This is a genomic window from Lamprocystis purpurea DSM 4197 (genome assembly GCF_000379525.1).
Classification (GTDB): Bacteria; Pseudomonadota; Gammaproteobacteria; order Chromatiales; family Chromatiaceae; genus Thiodictyon; species Thiodictyon purpureum.
This window is the reverse complement of sequence record NZ_KB902511.1, coordinates 1-16,181: the sequence shown is the minus strand read 5'-3', so window position 1 is coordinate 16,181 and position 16,181 is coordinate 1. Positions and strand designations below refer to the sequence as shown.

The following is a 16,181-nucleotide window of genomic DNA, read 5'->3' as shown; positions in this document are numbered from 1 at the left end:
CCCCTACATCCAATTGTCGCGTTGGACGACAACGATCGCAGTGGTTAGCCGACCACTTCCCCTTGCAGCACCCGATCGAAGCGCAAAGCCCCATCCGCGAAGTCCACCTCGATCCGGTCGCCCGGGCCGAACTTGCCGGACAGGATCTCCTGGGCCAGCGGGTTTTCCAACTGGGCGCGGATCGCCCGCTTCAAGGGTCGGGCGCCATAGACCGGATCGAATCCCGCATCGCCCAGATGGTCCAGGGCGGCGTCGCTGAGTTCCAGGCTCATGTCCCGATCGGCCAGCCGCTTACGCAGGAACTGGATCTGGATACGGGCGATGGCGCGGATCTGTACTGCACTCAAGGGGTGGAAGACGACGATGTCATCGAGCCGGTTGATGAACTCGGGCCGGAAAGCCAGGCGCACATGCTCCATCACCGCCTCTTTCATCTCGGCATAGTTGGCTTCACCCGCCCGTTGCTGGATCACATCCGAACCCAGGTTGCTGGTCATCGCGATGACCGCATTGCGAAAGTCGACGGTACGCCCCTGGCCGTCGGTCAGGCGCCCATCGTCGAGCACCTGCAAGAGGACATTGAAAACATCCGGATGGGCCTTCTCCACCTCATCGAGCAGGATGACGCTATAGGGCCGACGGCGGATCAATTCGGTCAGGTGACCGCCCTCCTCGTAACCGACATAGCCGGGGGGCGCACCGATCAGGCGCGCCACCGAGTGCTTCTCCATGAACTCGGACATGTCGATGCGCACCATCGCGTCCTCGGTATCGAAGAGGAACGCGGCCAACGCCTTGCACAACTCGGTCTTGCCGACGCCGGTCGGGCCCAGGAAGAGGAAGGAACCGATCGGCCGATTGGGGTCCGACAACCCGGCACGCGAGCGGCGGATGGCGTCGCTCACCGCCCGCACCGCCTCGTCCTGACCGACCACCCGCTGACCCAGTGCCGTCTCCATGCGCAACAGTTTGTCCCGCTCACCCTCCAGCATCTTGGACACCGGGATGCCGGTCCACTTGGAGACGATGTCGGCCACCTCTTCCTCGGTGACCTTGTTGCGCAGCAGTCGGGTCTCGCCTTGCTCTACCTCGCCGGCGACGGCCAACTGCTTTTCCAATTCAGGAATACGCCCGTAGGCGAGTTCGGACATGCGCCCCAGATCGCCGGCACGCCGGGCGGTCTCCATCTCGATGCGCGCCCGGTCCAGCTCCTCCTTGATGTGCGCGGTGCCCTGAACAGCCGCCTTCTCGGACTTCCAGACCTCGTTCAAGTCGGTGAACTCGCGCTCCAGGCGTTCGATCTGGCCTTCCAGGTCGGCCAGGCGCTTCTTGGAGGCATCATCCGACTCTTTCTTGAGCGCCTCCCGCTCGATCTTGAGCTGGATCACGCGACGATCGAGCCGGTCCATCTCCTCCGGCATCGAATCGATCTCCATGCGGATCTGCGAGGCCGCCTCGTCGATCAGGTCGATCGCCTTGTCCGGCAACTGACGGTCCGTGATGTAGCGATGCGATAGGGTCGCCGCGGCCACGATGGCCGGGTCGGTGATCTCGACCGCGTGGTGGACCTCATAGCGCTCCTTGAGTCCGCGCAGGATGGCGATGGTGTCTTCCACGTTGGGCTCGTCCACCAACACCTTCTGGAACCGCCGCTCCAGGGCGGCGTCCTTCTCGATGTATTTGCGGTACTCGTCCAGAGTGGTCGCGCCGATGCAGTGCAGTTCGCCGCGGGCCAGGGCGGGTTTCAGCATGTTGCCGGCGTCCATGGCGCCCTCGGCCTTGCCGGCGCCGACCATGGTATGCAGTTCGTCGATGAAGAGAATGATGTTGCCCTCCTGGCGGGCCACATCATTGAGCACGGCCTTGAGCCGCTCCTCGAATTCACCGCGGAACTTGGCCCCGGCGATCAGGGCAGCCATATCGAGCGAGAGCAGACGCTTGGACTTGAGCCCTTCCGGGACCTCGCCATTGATGATGCGCTGGGCCAACCCCTCGACGATGGCGGTCTTACCCACCCCCGGCTCGCCGATCAGCACCGGATTGTTCTTGGTCCGCCGCCCCAGCACCTGAATGGTGCGGCGGATCTCATCATCGCGGCCGATCACCGGGTCCAGCTTGCCCTGCTCCGCCCGTTCGGTCAGGTCGATGGAGTATTTCTCCAGCGCCTGGCGTTGCTCCTCGGCGTTCGGATCATCGACGGCCTGACCGCCCCGCACCGACGTGATCGCCCCCTCGATGGCTCCTTTGCTGGCACCCGCGTCCCGCAAGGCGGAGCCCAGGACGCCCTTGTCCTCCAGTGCCGCCAGCACGAAAAGTTCGGATGCGATGTACTGGTCGCCGCGCTGCTGAGCCAGCTTGTCGGTATGATTCAGCAGCCGGTTCAGGTCATTGCTGACATGCACGTCACCCGCCGCCGCACCCTGCACGGACGGCAGCCGCTCCAGCGCCTCGCCCAGGGCCGAGCGCAACCGGTTCACGTTCACGTCCGCCTGGGTCAACAGGTGACGAACGGTCCCTCCCTGCTGATCCAGCAGGGCGGTCATCAGATGAATGGGCTCGATGAACTGATGATCGCGCCCCAAGGCCAGACTCTGAGCGTCAGCCAGGGCCATTTGGAACTTGGCCGTCAGTTTGTCCATGCGCATGGTGCAGATCTCTGATGAAACATGTGGATATCCGCAAGTTGCGGACACGCGGTCCGACTTCAAGGGGTTCGGTTCCTAACCGAACAAGACTATCCTTGTTTCCTTTTTGGGACTGATCACCGCATGATCGAACCGGACGCACTGCTCTCCGAGCGCTTCTTCGATGCCCTGCACTATGCCGGGCAACTGCACAACCATCAGGTGCGCAAGGGCGCCAAGGCCCCGTACATCGCGCATCTGCTGGCCGTCGCCAGTCTGGTACTGGAGCACGGCGGCAGTGAGGACGAGGCGATCGCCGCCCTACTGCACGACGCCATCGAGGATCAGGCGGAACATCAGGGCGGGGCCGCGGCGCTGCGCGCCGCCATCCACGCACGCTACGGGGCTACCGTGCTCTGGATCGTCAACGGCTGCACCGATGCCGAGAGCGTTCCCAAACCACCCTGGCGCGAGCGCAAGGAGTCCTACATCCGCCATGTGCGCGACACGCCGGACCCGGCTTACCACCGGGTGAGCATCGCCGACAAACTGCACAATGCCCGCTCCATGCTGCTGGATTACCGCAGTCTCGGCGACGCCCTGTGGGAACGCTTCAGCCGTAGAGAGCCGGCCGAGCACCTCTGGTACTACCGCAGTCTCGCCGAGGCCTTCCGCACGGCCGGCCAGGCCCCGGCGGCCCTGATCGACGAACTGGAGCGGGTGGTGGCTGAGTTGGAATCACTGGTCAATGAAAGGAATGAGCCTCAGTGACGTTGTCGATAAGTAGGAGCCCGCTTGCGGGCGACGGGGGGAGGCACAATGGCTCGATTCCGGCGGATCACGTCGCCCGCAAGCGGGCTCCTACGGAGTTTGATATCGGCGCAGCCGCGTAAAATAACCCCGCGCATCTCAGGTATCCTCCCCCACGCGGCCGCGCGGCCGCGCTGCCCTGTGGAGTCCCCCGATGAGACGCTGGTTGCTGCCGTGGTTCCTGTTGTTACTCTGTTGCATCGCCTTGCCGGGGGTCGCGGCCGACGCGCCCCACCCGCGCATCGGTCTGGTCTTGAGCGGCGGCGGCGCCCGCGGGGCGGCCCATGTCGGCGTGCTCAAGGTGCTGGAGGAACTGCGGATTCCCATCAGCGCCATCGCCGGAACCAGCATGGGCGCGCTGGTGGGCGGCGTCTATGCGGCCGGCCGCAGTGCGGCGGAGATGGAGTGGCACCTGACCAGGGTCGACTGGGACGACTTGCTCCTGGACGACCCACCGCGTCAGCACTGGCCGATCCGGCGCAAGCAACTGGACTTACAGCCGTCGGTCGACCTGAGCGTCGGCTTCCACAAGGGCAGGATCAAATTGCCGGGCGGCGCCCTGGCCGGACAAAAGGTGGAGAACTTCTTCAGCGCGCTGATCGCGGGCACCGAGGCGGTGCCGACGTTCGACGACCTGCCGATTCCCTTCCGCGCCGTCGCCACCGACTTGGAAGACGGTCGCATGAAGGTCTTCGATTCCGGTCCCCTGCCGGAGGTGATGCGCGCCAGTATGTCGGTTCCCGGGGTCTTCGCTCCGGTCGAAATCGGGGAGCGCATCTATGTCGACGGCGGTCTGGTTCGCAACCTGCCGGTGGATGTGGCCCGCCGCATGGGCGTGGATTTGGTCATCGCGGTCAATCTGGGGGGCGCCTTGCTCCCGCGCGATCGGTTGCAGTCGGTGGTTGGGGTCATGGAACAGATGCTCGCCATTCTCACCGAGAAGAACGTCCAGGATTCGCTCGCACAGTTGCGCCCCGACCAGGACATCCTGATCTCACCCGATCTCGACAGCATCAGCTCAAGCGACTTCAAGAGCGCCGCGGAAGCAATCCGCCGCGGCGAGGCTGCCGCCCGGGCAGCGGCCCCGGCGCTGCGGCGCCTGAGCCTCAGTCCCGCGGCTTATGCCGCCTGGCGGGCCGCCCGCGCCCGCCCGACCGCGGACGAGGCACCGATCGCCGCGGTCGAGATTGCGGGTCTGACGCAGGTCAATCCCGCCCTGTTCGCACCCCTGGCCGCCCATCAGCAAGGACGGCCCCTGGACCGTGAGCGTCTGGAGTCCGACATCCAGACCATCTACGGCCTGGGCGATTTCAAGAACATCAATTATGACCTGAATCCGCTGGTTGACCCGACCTTGTCGGACGACCGGAATCGCCTGCTCGTCCGGGCTCACGAAAAGCCCTGGGGACCCGGCTACCTCAGCTTTGGACTCGGTCTCTCCACGGATTTCAAGAGCGACGACCGCTACAGCCTGCGGGCAACCTATCGCCGCTCCTGGCTCAATCCGCTCGGGGGTGAATGGTTGACGAGCGTGCAATTCGGGGACCTGATGGGCCTCCACACCGAGGTCTACCAACCCCTGGCGATCGACCGCCGGTTCTTCGTCGCCCCCAGCCTGAGCATCGGGATGGCCCCGGTGAGTGTTTTCGAGCAAGGTACACGTATCGCGCGTTATGATCTGATCCGTGACGCCATCGGCCTGGACCTGGGCAGTACCCTGCCCGGCGGCAATGCCGAGCTGCGGATCGGTGCTTTCCTCGGCAGCGCAACCCCCAAACGCGATACGAGCTTCCCGAGTATCCCGACGATCCCAGAGCAGTCGATGAACGAAAGCGGTCTGCGGGTCGCTTTCCGGTACGACACGCTCGACAGCGCCACGCTGCCGCGGCGCGGCAACCGCGTGGTCCTGGACCTGCGCGCGCCGGAACCCGTCATGGGCGCGGACCTGGATTTTCAGAGGGTGTCGGGTCATTGGACTGCCGCCTACAGCAGCGGCGCTCATACGCTCGTCAGCCGCGCCGAGTTCGGCGCGGGCTTTGGTGATCCCCTACCCTATTACGACCAGTTCGCGCTCGGGGGCTTCCAACGTCTGTCCGGCTATGCCATCGATGAACTGCGCGGTGATCGCATGGCCTTCGGCTCGCTCACCTACTACTACCACCTGACCCGCTTGAAGCTGCCCCTGACGCGCGGGGTCTATGTCGGCGGCTCACTGGAGGTCGGCACCCTGGAGGACACCGAGCCGGCGCTGACCGCGCCGGGGACCCGCTTCGGCAGCAGCCTCTTCCTCGGGGTCGATACCTTGATCGGACCCGCCTATCTGGGCCTCGGGGTCTCCGGCGACGGTGAAGGCACCGGCTATATCAGCATCGGGTGGCCCTGACCCGCCGTCATGGATTCGCAACGGCAGCACGGGAAGCGGGTCAGGTATGATCCCGCCTATGGACGCGCGGCCCCGCGCCCCCACAGAGTTGCAAAACCGATGAAACGCCTGTTGTTGCTGTTGTTGATTTGCTGCGTCGCGCTGCCGACCGCGGCGCGCGATGCCGCCTACCCGCGGATCGGTCTGGTGCTGAGCGGCGGCGGCGCCCGCGGGGCGGCGCATGTGGGTGTGCTCAAGGTGCTGGAAGAATTGCGCATTCCCATCGCGGTCGTGGTCGGAACCAGCATGGGCGCGCTGGTGGGCGGCACCTATGCCAGCGGCGTGAGCCCGGCCGAGATGGCGCGCCGCTTGACCGAGGTGAACTGGAACAAACTCTTTGTCGACGACTCGCCGCGGGACGACTGGCCGATCCGCCGCCGCGAGCAGAGCCTGCAACCGAACTTCGACTTCAGCGTCGGCGTGCGCGAGGGCAAGCTCAGACTGCCGAGCGGGGCACTGGCCGGACAGAAGGTCGAGCTGTTCTTCGGTGACCTGGTCAAGAACGCCGACGGGATCAAGCAGTTCGATGAGCTGCCGATCCCGTTTCGCGCGGTGGCCACCAATCTGGAAAACGGCGACATGCAGGTGTTCGACTCAGGCCCTTTGCCGGAAGTGATGCGCGCCAGCATGTCGGTGCCAGGGATCTTCGCCCCGGTAGAGATCGGCGAGAACATCTATGTGGACGGCGGCCTGGTGCGCAATCTGCCGGTGGACGTGGCCCGCGCGATGGGCGTCGATCTGGTCATCGCGGTCAACCTGGGCGGATCTTATCTTCCCCGCGATCAGCTGGAGTCGGTCGTGGGGGTCGTGGGACAGATGGTCGCGATTCTCACTGAACAAAACGTCCAGCGATCACTCAAGGAACTGCGCCCCGGCACGGACGTGCTGATCTCACCGGACCTGGGCGATATCACCTCCAGCAACTTCGACCGCGCCGCCGATGCGATCCGCATCGGCGAGATCGCGGCGCGCAAGGCCGCGCCGCGGCTGGCGCACCTGAGCGTCAGCCCGGACGCCTATGCAGCCTGGCGGGCCGACCGGCCGCTGGCCATTCCGGACCGGGCGCCCATCGACGAGGTCAAGGTCGCGGGCCTCGAATTCGTCAATCCGGCCATCTTCGAACCGCTGATCGACCATCAGGAAGGACGGGTGCTGAACCGGAAACGGCTGGAGTCCGACATCGGCAAGATCTATGGCCGCGGCGACTTCAAGAACATCAACTACGACCTGGATCGGACGAACGGCGGCAACCGCCTGGACATCAACGCCCGCGAGAAACCCTGGGGACCCGGCTATCTGACCTTCGGTCTCGGCATCGCCACTGATTTCGAGGGCGACAACCGCTTCGGCCTGCGCGGCACCTATCGCCGGACCTGGATCAATGATCTTGGCGCCGAATGGTATACGACCGCGCAAATCGGCAACGTCACCGATCTCTACACCGAGTTTTACCAACCGTTCTCAGTCGAACGCTCCACCTTCGTGCTGCCCAGCCTGGGATTTTCGCGGGTGCCGCTCAGCGTTTTCAAGGACGGCAAACGCGTCGCGCGCTATGACCTGTCGCGCAGCACGCTCGGCCTGGACCTGGGCGCAACCCTGTTCGGCGGCAATGCGGAACTGCGCATCGGCGCCATCCTTGGCCGCGCCAATGCCAAACTGGATACCGGCGACCCTGAACTCCCCGAACCGGAATCCAATGAAACCGGCCTGCGCGCGGCCTTCGTCTACGACACCCTCGACTCCGCTTTTCTGCCGCGGCGCGGTCACCGCCTGTCACTGGACCTGCGCTCACCACAGCCGGCGATGGGCGCGGACGTCAGCTTCAACCGCGCCTCGGGCTACTGGGCCGGCGCCTTCAGCTTCGGCGACAACACCATCGTCGCGCAGGCCGATGTCGGCACCGCTTTCGGCAGCGACATGCCCTATTACGATCAATTCACATTGGGCGGCTTCCAGCGCCTGTCAGGCTATGCCACGGACGAGTTCCGCGGCAACAACGTCGCCTTCGGCTCACTGACCTACTACCGGCTGCTCACGGCACTGCCGCCGCCGCTGGGCCGCGGAGTCTATATCGGCGGATCACTGGAGGTCGGCACCCTGAGTGAAACCATCGAGCAACTGAACGAATCCGGAACCCGCTTCGGCAGCAGCTTCTTTCTCGGTGCCGATACCTGGCTGGGACCGGCCTACTTCGGTATCGGCCTGACCGGGGACGGCGAGACCACCGGTTATATCATCCTCGGGCGGCCATGAGTCCGGCACTTTGGCTCATGGACTTCCGAGGATAGACTGTCGTTGTCGTATAGCGTTCGCACCTGATATCCAGACAGACCTTCGTGTAGGGGCGGGTTTGAAACCCGCCCCTATGTCCGGTTATAAAGGGAACTCTCGCCCATCTTATATTTCGAAACTGGACCTTCCAATACCTTAAAAGAGATATACGCCGCTGCAGTGGAAGCGAGTAGAACGAACCAGGCGCCGAAATACCCATTGACCCCGGCGTCTTTGACGAACATAATGAATATTGGATGAAAAAGATAAAGACTAAAACTGAGTGCGCCATAGTACATCAGTAACGGAAGAGCAAAAAAACGCTGGATCACTCCTCTGACGTTGACCGCTGACAAGAGGATCAGTGACCAACAAATTGCATATAGAATAAACTGTTTATGAAAATAGTTGTATGGGACACGCTTCCCCAGCAACGAAAAAACCAGAGGCGTCATGATGATAACGCCGAAAACACCAAGGAACCCCGAGTATCTTAAAGTTTCCCTCGCAATTTTGTTCAGCCCGTTTCGGTTGATACCGTCCTGGAGAACAGCAAGAAATACACCAACGATAAATATCGGCAGATAAGGCGACAATCGCGGATCATTTGTTAAGGATTCGCTTTGCGGTGATATGATTTGGGATAACGACATCAGCAGAAAAAAATACAATACTGTTGCACCATAACCATATGACCGGATGAAAACGATGGTCAGCACCAGAAAGGGAAGCAAGAAATAAAATTTAAACTCAACCGCAATACTCCAGGTCACATCTTTGCCTTCCAATAGGAACAAGTGACTCAAGAAACCATGCCAATTCAAGTCAAAAGGTATTCCGACACCACTCCGCCCGAGAGCAGTCGCGAAAAACCAGGTACTCATAACCGCAAGCAACAAATAGAGAGTATAGAGTGGGTAGATGCGAAAAAATCGTCTCTGCCAATAGTGTGACATGACTGAATATGACAATATTTCCTTGCCCTTCTGTAACAAAATCAGCGTAAGCAAAAAAGAACTCAGAAGGAAAAACAGAAATACACCGGACTTTCCTATACCTCCTAAATCAAGGATTGGAACAAAAAACATACCGGAATTACTGGTATGACTAAGAACAACGATCAATACGGCAAACCCGCGAAGACCATCGAGGGAATCCACTTGGAATTTCTTGTCGGATATTTCCCTATGAATCACGTCTCGGTCAACCCCCGCTTATCCATGACCCGCTTCGCCTTGCCGGCAAAGCGCTCGATGCTGCGCGGCTCCACCAGCTCGACTTCGGCGCGGATGCCGGCGACCGTGTGAATCTCACGGGCAATACGCTCACGCAGTGCCTGCATCCGGTCCATCCGGTCGGAGAAGGATTCGCGGCGGATCTCCACCTTGACCGTGACCTGATCCAGGGTGCCGGGTCGGCTGACCTCGATCAGATAATGGGGGGTGGTGCCGTCGACCCGCAACAGGGCTTCCTCGATCTGCGATGGAAAGACATTGACCCCGCGAATGATCAGCATGTCGTCGCTGCGCCCGGCCACCCGGCTCATGCGCAGGGTGTTGCGGCCGCACGGACAAGGCGCGCGGTAGATCCGCGCGATATCGCGGGTCCGGTAGCGAATCATCGGCATGGCCTGCCGGGTCAGGGTGGTGATGACCAGCTCACCAGGTTCACCCTCGGCCACCGGCGCCAGGGTCTCCGGGTCGATGCACTCCACCAGAAAGTGATCCTCTTGCAGATGCATGCCGTTGCGCGCCGCGCATTCGCCGCTGACCCCGGGGCCGATGACCTCCGAGAGTCCGTAGTTGTTGAAGGCGAGGATGTCGAGCTCCTCTTCGATCTCGCGGCGCATATCCTCGGTCCAGGGCTCGCCGCCGAAGTGGCCGTAGCGCAGCGACAAGGCCCGCGGGTCCAATCCGGCATCGCGGGCGGCGTCGGCGATGGTCAGGGCATAACTCGGGGTGCAGATCAGCGCCTCGGGTTGCAGATCGTGGATGATATCGAGCTGACGCCGGGTATTGCCGGAAGCGGCGGGGATGATGGCCGCACCGACCAGCTCGACCCCATAGTGCAGCCCGAAGCCGCCGGTGAAGAGCCCGTAACCGAAGGCGATCTGCACCGTATGCTCGGGTTTCAGACCACCCGCGACCAGGAAGCGCGCGCACAGCCCGGACCAGATGCGCAGGTCGTCGGGCGTATAGGCGACGAAGGTCGGCCGGCCGGTGGTGCCGGACGAGCCGTGAATGCGCGCCAGGTCCTTGCGCGGGACCGCCAGAAAACCCAATGGCTGGTGGCGGCGCAGATCGTCCTTGGTGGTAAAGGGCAGGCGGCGCAGATCATCGAGCGTGCGGATGCTGCGCCTGGTGATGTCATGCAGGGTGAAATGGTCGCGATAAAAATGGACGTGCGCGACCCGCTCGACCAAGTCACGCAAACGCTCCAGTTGCAGCGCCGCCAGATCCGGCCGCGACAGGGTCTCCGCCGGGTCGAAGATGCGGTTTTCGATCAGAAAGCCGGATTGCGGCATGGGTGATTGACTCACGGGAAATGGCTGAAGAGTTCCTCGGCATCGACCACATGCAGGCCGGCGGTCTTGAGGACATCGATCGCCGGGTCCGGGTCCTCGAAGCGGAAGATCAGGATGGCCTTGTCGCCGCGGCGCAGCGAGAAGGCATACATGTATTCGATGTTGAGGCCCGCGCTCTCCAAGACCCGCAGCACCTCGGCCAGACCGCCGGGGCGGTCGGGCACGTCGACCGCCACCACCTCGGTGAGATTGACCACCCACCCGGCGTGCTCCAGGACCTGCTTGGCCCGCTCCCACTCGCGCACGATCAGACGCAGGATGCCGAATTGGGCGGTGTCCGCCAGTGACAGGGTCATCAGGTTGATGCCCTCGGCGGCGATGGCCTCCAGGGGGGCGCCAAGGCGCCCCGGACGGTTCTCGAGAAACAGGGACAACTGTTGCAGTTTCATGCGTCGACACTCCCGATCTTGGTTGCCGCCGACGGCCGTCGGCCGCCGGCTTCCAACCTGGGTTTGAAAGGCGAAATTCGATGGCGGCCGGCGTCAGATGTTGCGCTGGTCGATCACGCGGCGGGCCTTGCCTTCGCTGCGCGCGATGGTGCGCGGTTCCACCAGCCGCAGGTCGACGCGAATTCCGCAGATGTGCTCGATGGCCTGCGCAAGACGGGCACGCACGGCCTCCAGGGCACGGATCTTGTCGCTGAAGACCTCCGCGGTGACCTCGACTTCAACCGCGATCTGGTCCAGCCCGCGCTCGCGGGTGAGGATGATCTGATAATGCGGCAGGGTCCCTTCCACCTCCAACAGGGCAGCCTCGATCTGGGACGGGAAGACATTGACCCCGCGAATGATGATCATGTCGTCGCTACGCCGCCCGATCCGCCGGATGCGCCGCAGGCTGCGGCCGCACGCGCAGGGCTCACTGATGATCCGGGTGATATCGCGGGTGCGGTAACGGATCATCGGCATCGCTTTCTTGCTGAGCGTGGTCAGCACCAGTTCACCCTCGGTGCCGTCGGGCAGCGGCCGGCAGGTCTCCGGGTCGATGATCTCCGGGTAGAAGTGGTCTTCGAAGACGTGCAGCCCCTCTTGGGCGGCGCACTCGCTGGCCACCCCGGGACCGATGATCTCGGAGAGGCCATAGATGTCATAAGCCTTGACCCCAGCCTCGGCCTCGATATGCGCCCGCATGGCGTCCGACCAGGGCTCGGCACCGAAAACGCCGACCCGCAGCGGGAGTTCGCGCAGATCCACCCCGACCTCCCGGGCGCGTTCGATCAGGTGCACGAAATAGCTCGGGGTGCAGCACAGAGCGGACACGCCGAAGTCCTTCAGGACCATGATCTGGCGTTCAGTGTTGCCGCCGGAGACCGGGATGACGGTCGCGCCCAAGGCCTCGGCGCCATAGTGCGCACCCAGCCCCCCGGTGAAGAGCCCGTAGCCGAAGGCGTTTTGCAGAATATCGCCGCGGTGCAGGCCGCAGGCAGCGAAGGTGCGGGCCATGACCTCAGCCCAGACGTCCACGTCCTCGCGTGTATAGGCGACCACGATCGGCTTGCCGGTCGTCCCGGAGGAGGCGTGCAGCCGCACCACGTCGCCCATCGGACTCGCGAAGAGCCCGAACGGATAGGTGTCGCGCAGATCGGTCTTGACGGTGAACGGCAGCTTGGCGATGTCCGCGAGGCTGCCGATGGCGTCCGGCGTCAGCCCCAGATCGTCCATGCGTTGGCGGAACAAGGGAACGTGCGCATAGGCACGCCCGACCACCGCCCGCAGGCGCCGCAGTTGCACCTCTTGCAGGCGCGCCTCGGGCAGGAAGTCCGGCGCACTGACGGGATGAAAGCCCCCCGCCGCGTCGTTCCAAAGCTCGGTTTGCATGGATGCTCGTCTCCTGAAAGCAGTGGTTAGTGGTTAGTGGGGCCTTGATCGTCGTTTCGGCCGCCGGAAGACCGAGGCCGAGGCTTTCGCCGGTCGCCATCGCGTCGACGCGGCCCTGGTCAGGCTAACAGCCATGGAAGGAACATCAGCCACCCCGGACGATGAATGTCCCCCGTGGGAGCGGCGTCCCGCCGCGATGCGGTGCCGCGGTGACCGCGAACGCTGCGGTGACACGCCCGGCCCCATCGCGGCGGGACGCCGCTCCCACAGGGTCGCTGCGCGACTTTCACGGCGCCACTCACGGGCTCAGGCCGCGGTCGCCCGCTGCGCCGCAGCGGCCCGGCCTAGCGCAAAGGCCTGGTCATTGAGCGTGTGCAGCTTGGTCTCCAGGTTGGCATGGATGGCCGCGTCCCAATGCTCCCGGGGGATTTCCAGCAACGCCGACAGCGCTCCCAGCAGGGCGACATTCAGGCTCTTGCGGGTCTTGAGGACGTTGGGGCCGATCAGGTCCGGACCGATCAGCGCCCCGCCGGGACGCAACACGCCGCGGTTGATCTCCACCTGGGTCTCTTCCAGCACGACCAGCACATCGGCCTCCCCCGCGGGGACCATCGGACTCCACACCTGCGCACCGAAGCGCACGTCGCTGCTCACCGAGCCGCCGCGCTGGCTCATGCCGTGGAGTTCACTCTTCTTGACGTCAAAGCCGGCCCGGAAGGCGGCATCCGCCAGGATGTCGGAGGCCTTGAGCACCCCTTGGCCGCCGAGCCCGGCGATAACGATATTCGTGACTTTATTCATCGCGCGACCTCAATCGTCCGCCAACTGGGACGGACAGGCGGCCTGCAGCCGATCGGCCGCGGCCTTCTCATAGAACCGGATCTTGGGGGCGGCCAGCACACAGGGCTGACGGGCCACCACGAGCGAGGTCTCGGACCGGGACAGCAAGTCCTTGAGCAACCGCTCCAGGGTGCCCTCCTCCGACTGGAAGTGCACCACATGAACGTTCTGCACCCCCATGGCGCGCGCCAGATCCTCGAAACAGATTTTACCGGTCGGGTCGTGGTGCAGGGTGCGCCCGGTGCCCGGATGCTCCTGCTGGCCGGTCATGGCGGTGGTGCCGTTGTCCAGGATCATGACGACATGGCCGGTCGCGGGCGGGTTATAGACCATCTCGGCCAGACCGGTGATGCCGGAATGGACGAAGGTGGAGTCGCCGATGACACTGACCACCCGCCGCGCCTGATCTTCCGGCAGGACATGCCGCAGCCCCAAACCCACGCCGATGCTCGCCCCCATGCACACGCAGGTATCCATGGCCTGGAAGGGCGGCAGCACCCCCAGGGTGTAGCAGCCGATATCCCCGGCGACGATACAGTTCATGTCGCGCAGGACCTCGAAGACGCCCCGGTGCGAACACCCCTGGCACAGCTCCGGCGGCTTGCCTTTGGGCGGCACCGGCTCCGGTGTCTGGTCGTGCGTCAGGATGCGCCGCACCCGCTGCACCGTCAGCTCGCCGAAGCGGAAGGACTCGGGCTTGCCTTCCGCCGGGATGCCGGCCGCGCCCAACGCCTCGACCAGCACCGGATCGCCCTCCTCCAGCACCACGAGCCGGTCGCAGCCATCGGCGAAGCGCCGGATCGTCTCCAGCGGCAGGGGATGCGTCATGCCGATGGTGAGCAGGCGCGCGTGCGGCGCCGCCTCGCGGGCATGCACGGCGGCGATGCCGGTGGCGATGATGCCGAGCTCGGACCCGCCGTCGAAGACCTGATTCGGCCCCTGCGCATCGTTCCAGACCGCAATCGCGGCGATCTTCTCGCGCAAGCGGCGATGCGCCGGCTTGGCATAGGCCGGGATCATGACCCGCGACGGGATGTTGCGCTCGAAACCCGGCTCGGGCGAAAGATGGGGCGTCGCGCCGGGCCGCACGATGGTCTTGGAGTGACAGACGCGGGTGGTGATGCGCAGAATCACCGGGATTTGCCAGCGCTCGGAAATCTCGAAAGCCAGCAAGGTCAGGTCATAGGCCTGCTGGGAATCGATGGGCTCCAGCATGGGCACGGCCGCGGCCCGGGCGTAGTGGCGGTTATCCTGCTCGTTCTGGCTGGAGGCCATGCCCGGATCGTCCGCCGAGACCAGCACCAGCCCGCCGGCCAAATCCGTATAGGTTGCCGTGAACAGCGGGTCCGCGGCCACGTTCAGCCCGACATGCTTCATGGTCACCAGGGTCCGCGCCCCGCCGAAGGCCGCGCCCAGACCGACCTCCAGCGCGACCTTTTCATTGGGCGACCACTGCGCCCGGCCGCCGAGGCGGTCGAAGGTTTCCAGAATCTCGGTCGATGGGGTCCCCGGATAACCGGTACCCAGCCGGACGCCGGCATGCAGCGCCGCCAGGGCGATCGCCTCGTCGCCACTCAACAGTTCACTCGACAGTTGCGGTGACTCGCTCATGGTTCAGTTCGCCCTCGCGGACAGTCATTTGGAAACCCGCGATTATCCGCTCCGCTCCCGCATCGCGGCAAGGGCGGCGCTGCCCGGCGCGGAGTCTGTATCTTCTTTACATGAGAGCCGCCTGCACCAGCGCCGGGAACGAATCGTTAGCGATCTAGATAAACTTTTGTAAACAGCAAGCTATGCAATAGCTGTTGCACAAAAATTACAGTTGCAGGATAACCGATCGCCTGCTATTCTGTGTTTCAATTCAGCAAGCGCAATGGCTGACATTTCGTGACTTCAGGCTTCAACCGCCATCATGAGACGATGACGAAGTTCGGAACTGGAGGTCAGTCACTTGCGTCGGCACCGGCTCGCCTGAGCCCGCGGGGCATCGGGCGACACCGCCGGTCCCGACCCTACTCTTGGAGTTCGTTATGTCCGTGCGGCTTCGCCGGTCCTCACTGCAGGGCTTTCTCTCTCTGGCCCTACTGTGTGTAATGCTCCTCGCCAGTTGCGGCCCCGCGACTCCACCGCCCCCTGAGGCAGAAACACAACAGCCGCAGGAACTGATCAAACAACGGGCAGAAGCGCGCTGGAACAACATGATCGCGCGAGACTTTGCCGCGGCCTACGCTTACGAGACGCCGGCGTATCGGGCGACGGTCAGCCTTGATCAGCACCTGTCCCGGTTCGGCAGCGCCATGCGTTGGTACGGCATCACCGTCGATCAGGTCACGGTGGCCCCTACCGGCGATCGGGCCGACGTTCTGATCACGCTGCAATACGAATCCGAGGTGCCGCTGGCCGGCCAGCCCGTTCATGGCATTCTATCCTTGACCGAGCACTGGATCCTGACCCAAGGGAACTGGTGGCTGGTCGCTGACACGGACACCGCTGAATAGGCTCCGTCAGACGGCGCCCGGCACCGGCCGGTCGTCATGTCGAAGCATGAGCCTCTAGCGGTGTCCGCAACCCCCTGAACTGAAAAGCCGCCCGGCGGTGGAAAACTTTCGTTTACCCCAGCCCGGAACGAACAATCAGTCAGTTGCGCGGGTGGGCTGGGGCGGCGGGCGAAAATTCNCCCCAGCGTAGCGGCGGGGTCGTGCAAAAAGGCGGCCGCCAAGGGATCATATCGTTATCGAGACGATCCTTTGCAGGAGGACCCCATGGCGGCCATTGAACCGAGCTTATTTGACTGGCGCGATGTTGACGCGCGC

Annotated in this window: 11 protein-coding genes; 4 read left to right on the top strand and 7 right to left on the bottom strand. The window is 63.8% G+C overall.

Features of this window, described 5'->3' with window-relative positions; translation table 11 throughout:
• Positions 1-44: 44 nt before the first annotated feature.
• On the bottom strand, positions 45-2,645 hold the full coding sequence (gene clpB / locus A39O_RS0119260; RefSeq protein ID WP_026199534.1) for an ATP-dependent chaperone ClpB: 2,601 nt from the start codon (positions 2,643-2,645) through the stop codon (positions 45-47).
• Between the two features lie 123 nt (positions 2,646-2,768).
• Between clpB and A39O_RS0119255 the strand changes: the two genes are divergently transcribed.
• The 3 genes from A39O_RS0119255 to A39O_RS0119245 all read left to right on the top strand — a co-directional run bounded on the left by A39O_RS0119255 (position 2,769) and on the right by A39O_RS0119245 (position 8,109).
• Complete coding sequence (locus A39O_RS0119255) at positions 2,769-3,395, top strand: HD domain-containing protein (protein WP_020506301.1); 627 nt, start codon at positions 2,769-2,771, stop codon at positions 3,393-3,395.
• 193 nt (positions 3,396-3,588) lie between these two features.
• The gene (locus tag A39O_RS0119250) at positions 3,589-5,817 is read left to right on the top strand and encodes a patatin-like phospholipase family protein (RefSeq protein WP_020506300.1); all 2,229 of its coding nucleotides are present in this window, start codon (positions 3,589-3,591) and stop codon (positions 5,815-5,817) included.
• A 99-nt stretch (positions 5,818-5,916) separates the two neighbouring features.
• Entirely contained in the window at positions 5,917-8,109 is a 2,193-nt protein-coding gene (locus A39O_RS0119245; RefSeq protein WP_020506299.1) for a patatin-like phospholipase family protein, read from the top strand.
• Between the two features lie 110 nt (positions 8,110-8,219).
• Here the strand turns inward: A39O_RS0119245 and A39O_RS0119240 are convergent, their stop codons facing one another.
• From A39O_RS0119240 to A39O_RS0119215, 6 genes are all read right to left on the bottom strand, one after another.
• Positions 8,220-9,287 (bottom strand): acyltransferase family protein, encoded by a 1,068-nt coding sequence (locus A39O_RS0119240; RefSeq protein WP_157640274.1) that lies wholly within the window; start codon positions 9,285-9,287, stop codon positions 8,220-8,222.
• 32 nt (positions 9,288-9,319) lie between these two features.
• On the bottom strand, positions 9,320-10,651 hold the full coding sequence (locus A39O_RS0119235) for a phenylacetate--CoA ligase family protein (RefSeq protein WP_020506297.1): 1,332 nt from the start codon (positions 10,649-10,651) through the stop codon (positions 9,320-9,322).
• Positions 10,652-10,662: 11 nt separating this feature from the next.
• Complete coding sequence (locus A39O_RS0119230) at positions 10,663-11,100, bottom strand: ACT domain-containing protein (protein WP_020506296.1); 438 nt, start codon at positions 11,098-11,100, stop codon at positions 10,663-10,665.
• Positions 11,101-11,193: 93 nt separating this feature from the next.
• The gene (locus A39O_RS0119225; RefSeq protein ID WP_020506295.1) at positions 11,194-12,528 is read right to left on the bottom strand and encodes a phenylacetate--CoA ligase family protein; all 1,335 of its coding nucleotides are present in this window, start codon (positions 12,526-12,528) and stop codon (positions 11,194-11,196) included.
• 306 nt (positions 12,529-12,834) lie between these two features.
• Positions 12,835-13,329 (bottom strand): 2-oxoacid:acceptor oxidoreductase family protein, encoded by a 495-nt coding sequence (locus A39O_RS0119220; protein ID WP_020506294.1) that lies wholly within the window; start codon positions 13,327-13,329, stop codon positions 12,835-12,837.
• A gap of 9 nt (positions 13,330-13,338) precedes the next feature.
• On the bottom strand, positions 13,339-14,979 hold the full coding sequence (locus tag A39O_RS0119215; RefSeq protein ID WP_020506293.1) for a thiamine pyrophosphate-dependent enzyme: 1,641 nt from the start codon (positions 14,977-14,979) through the stop codon (positions 13,339-13,341).
• A gap of 587 nt (positions 14,980-15,566) precedes the next feature.
• On the opposite strand from A39O_RS0119215, the gene A39O_RS0119210 reads away from it, so the two are divergent.
• Complete coding sequence (locus tag A39O_RS0119210) at positions 15,567-15,866, top strand: hypothetical protein (protein ID WP_020506292.1); 300 nt, start codon at positions 15,567-15,569, stop codon at positions 15,864-15,866.
• Positions 15,867-16,181: the final 315 nt, after the last annotated feature.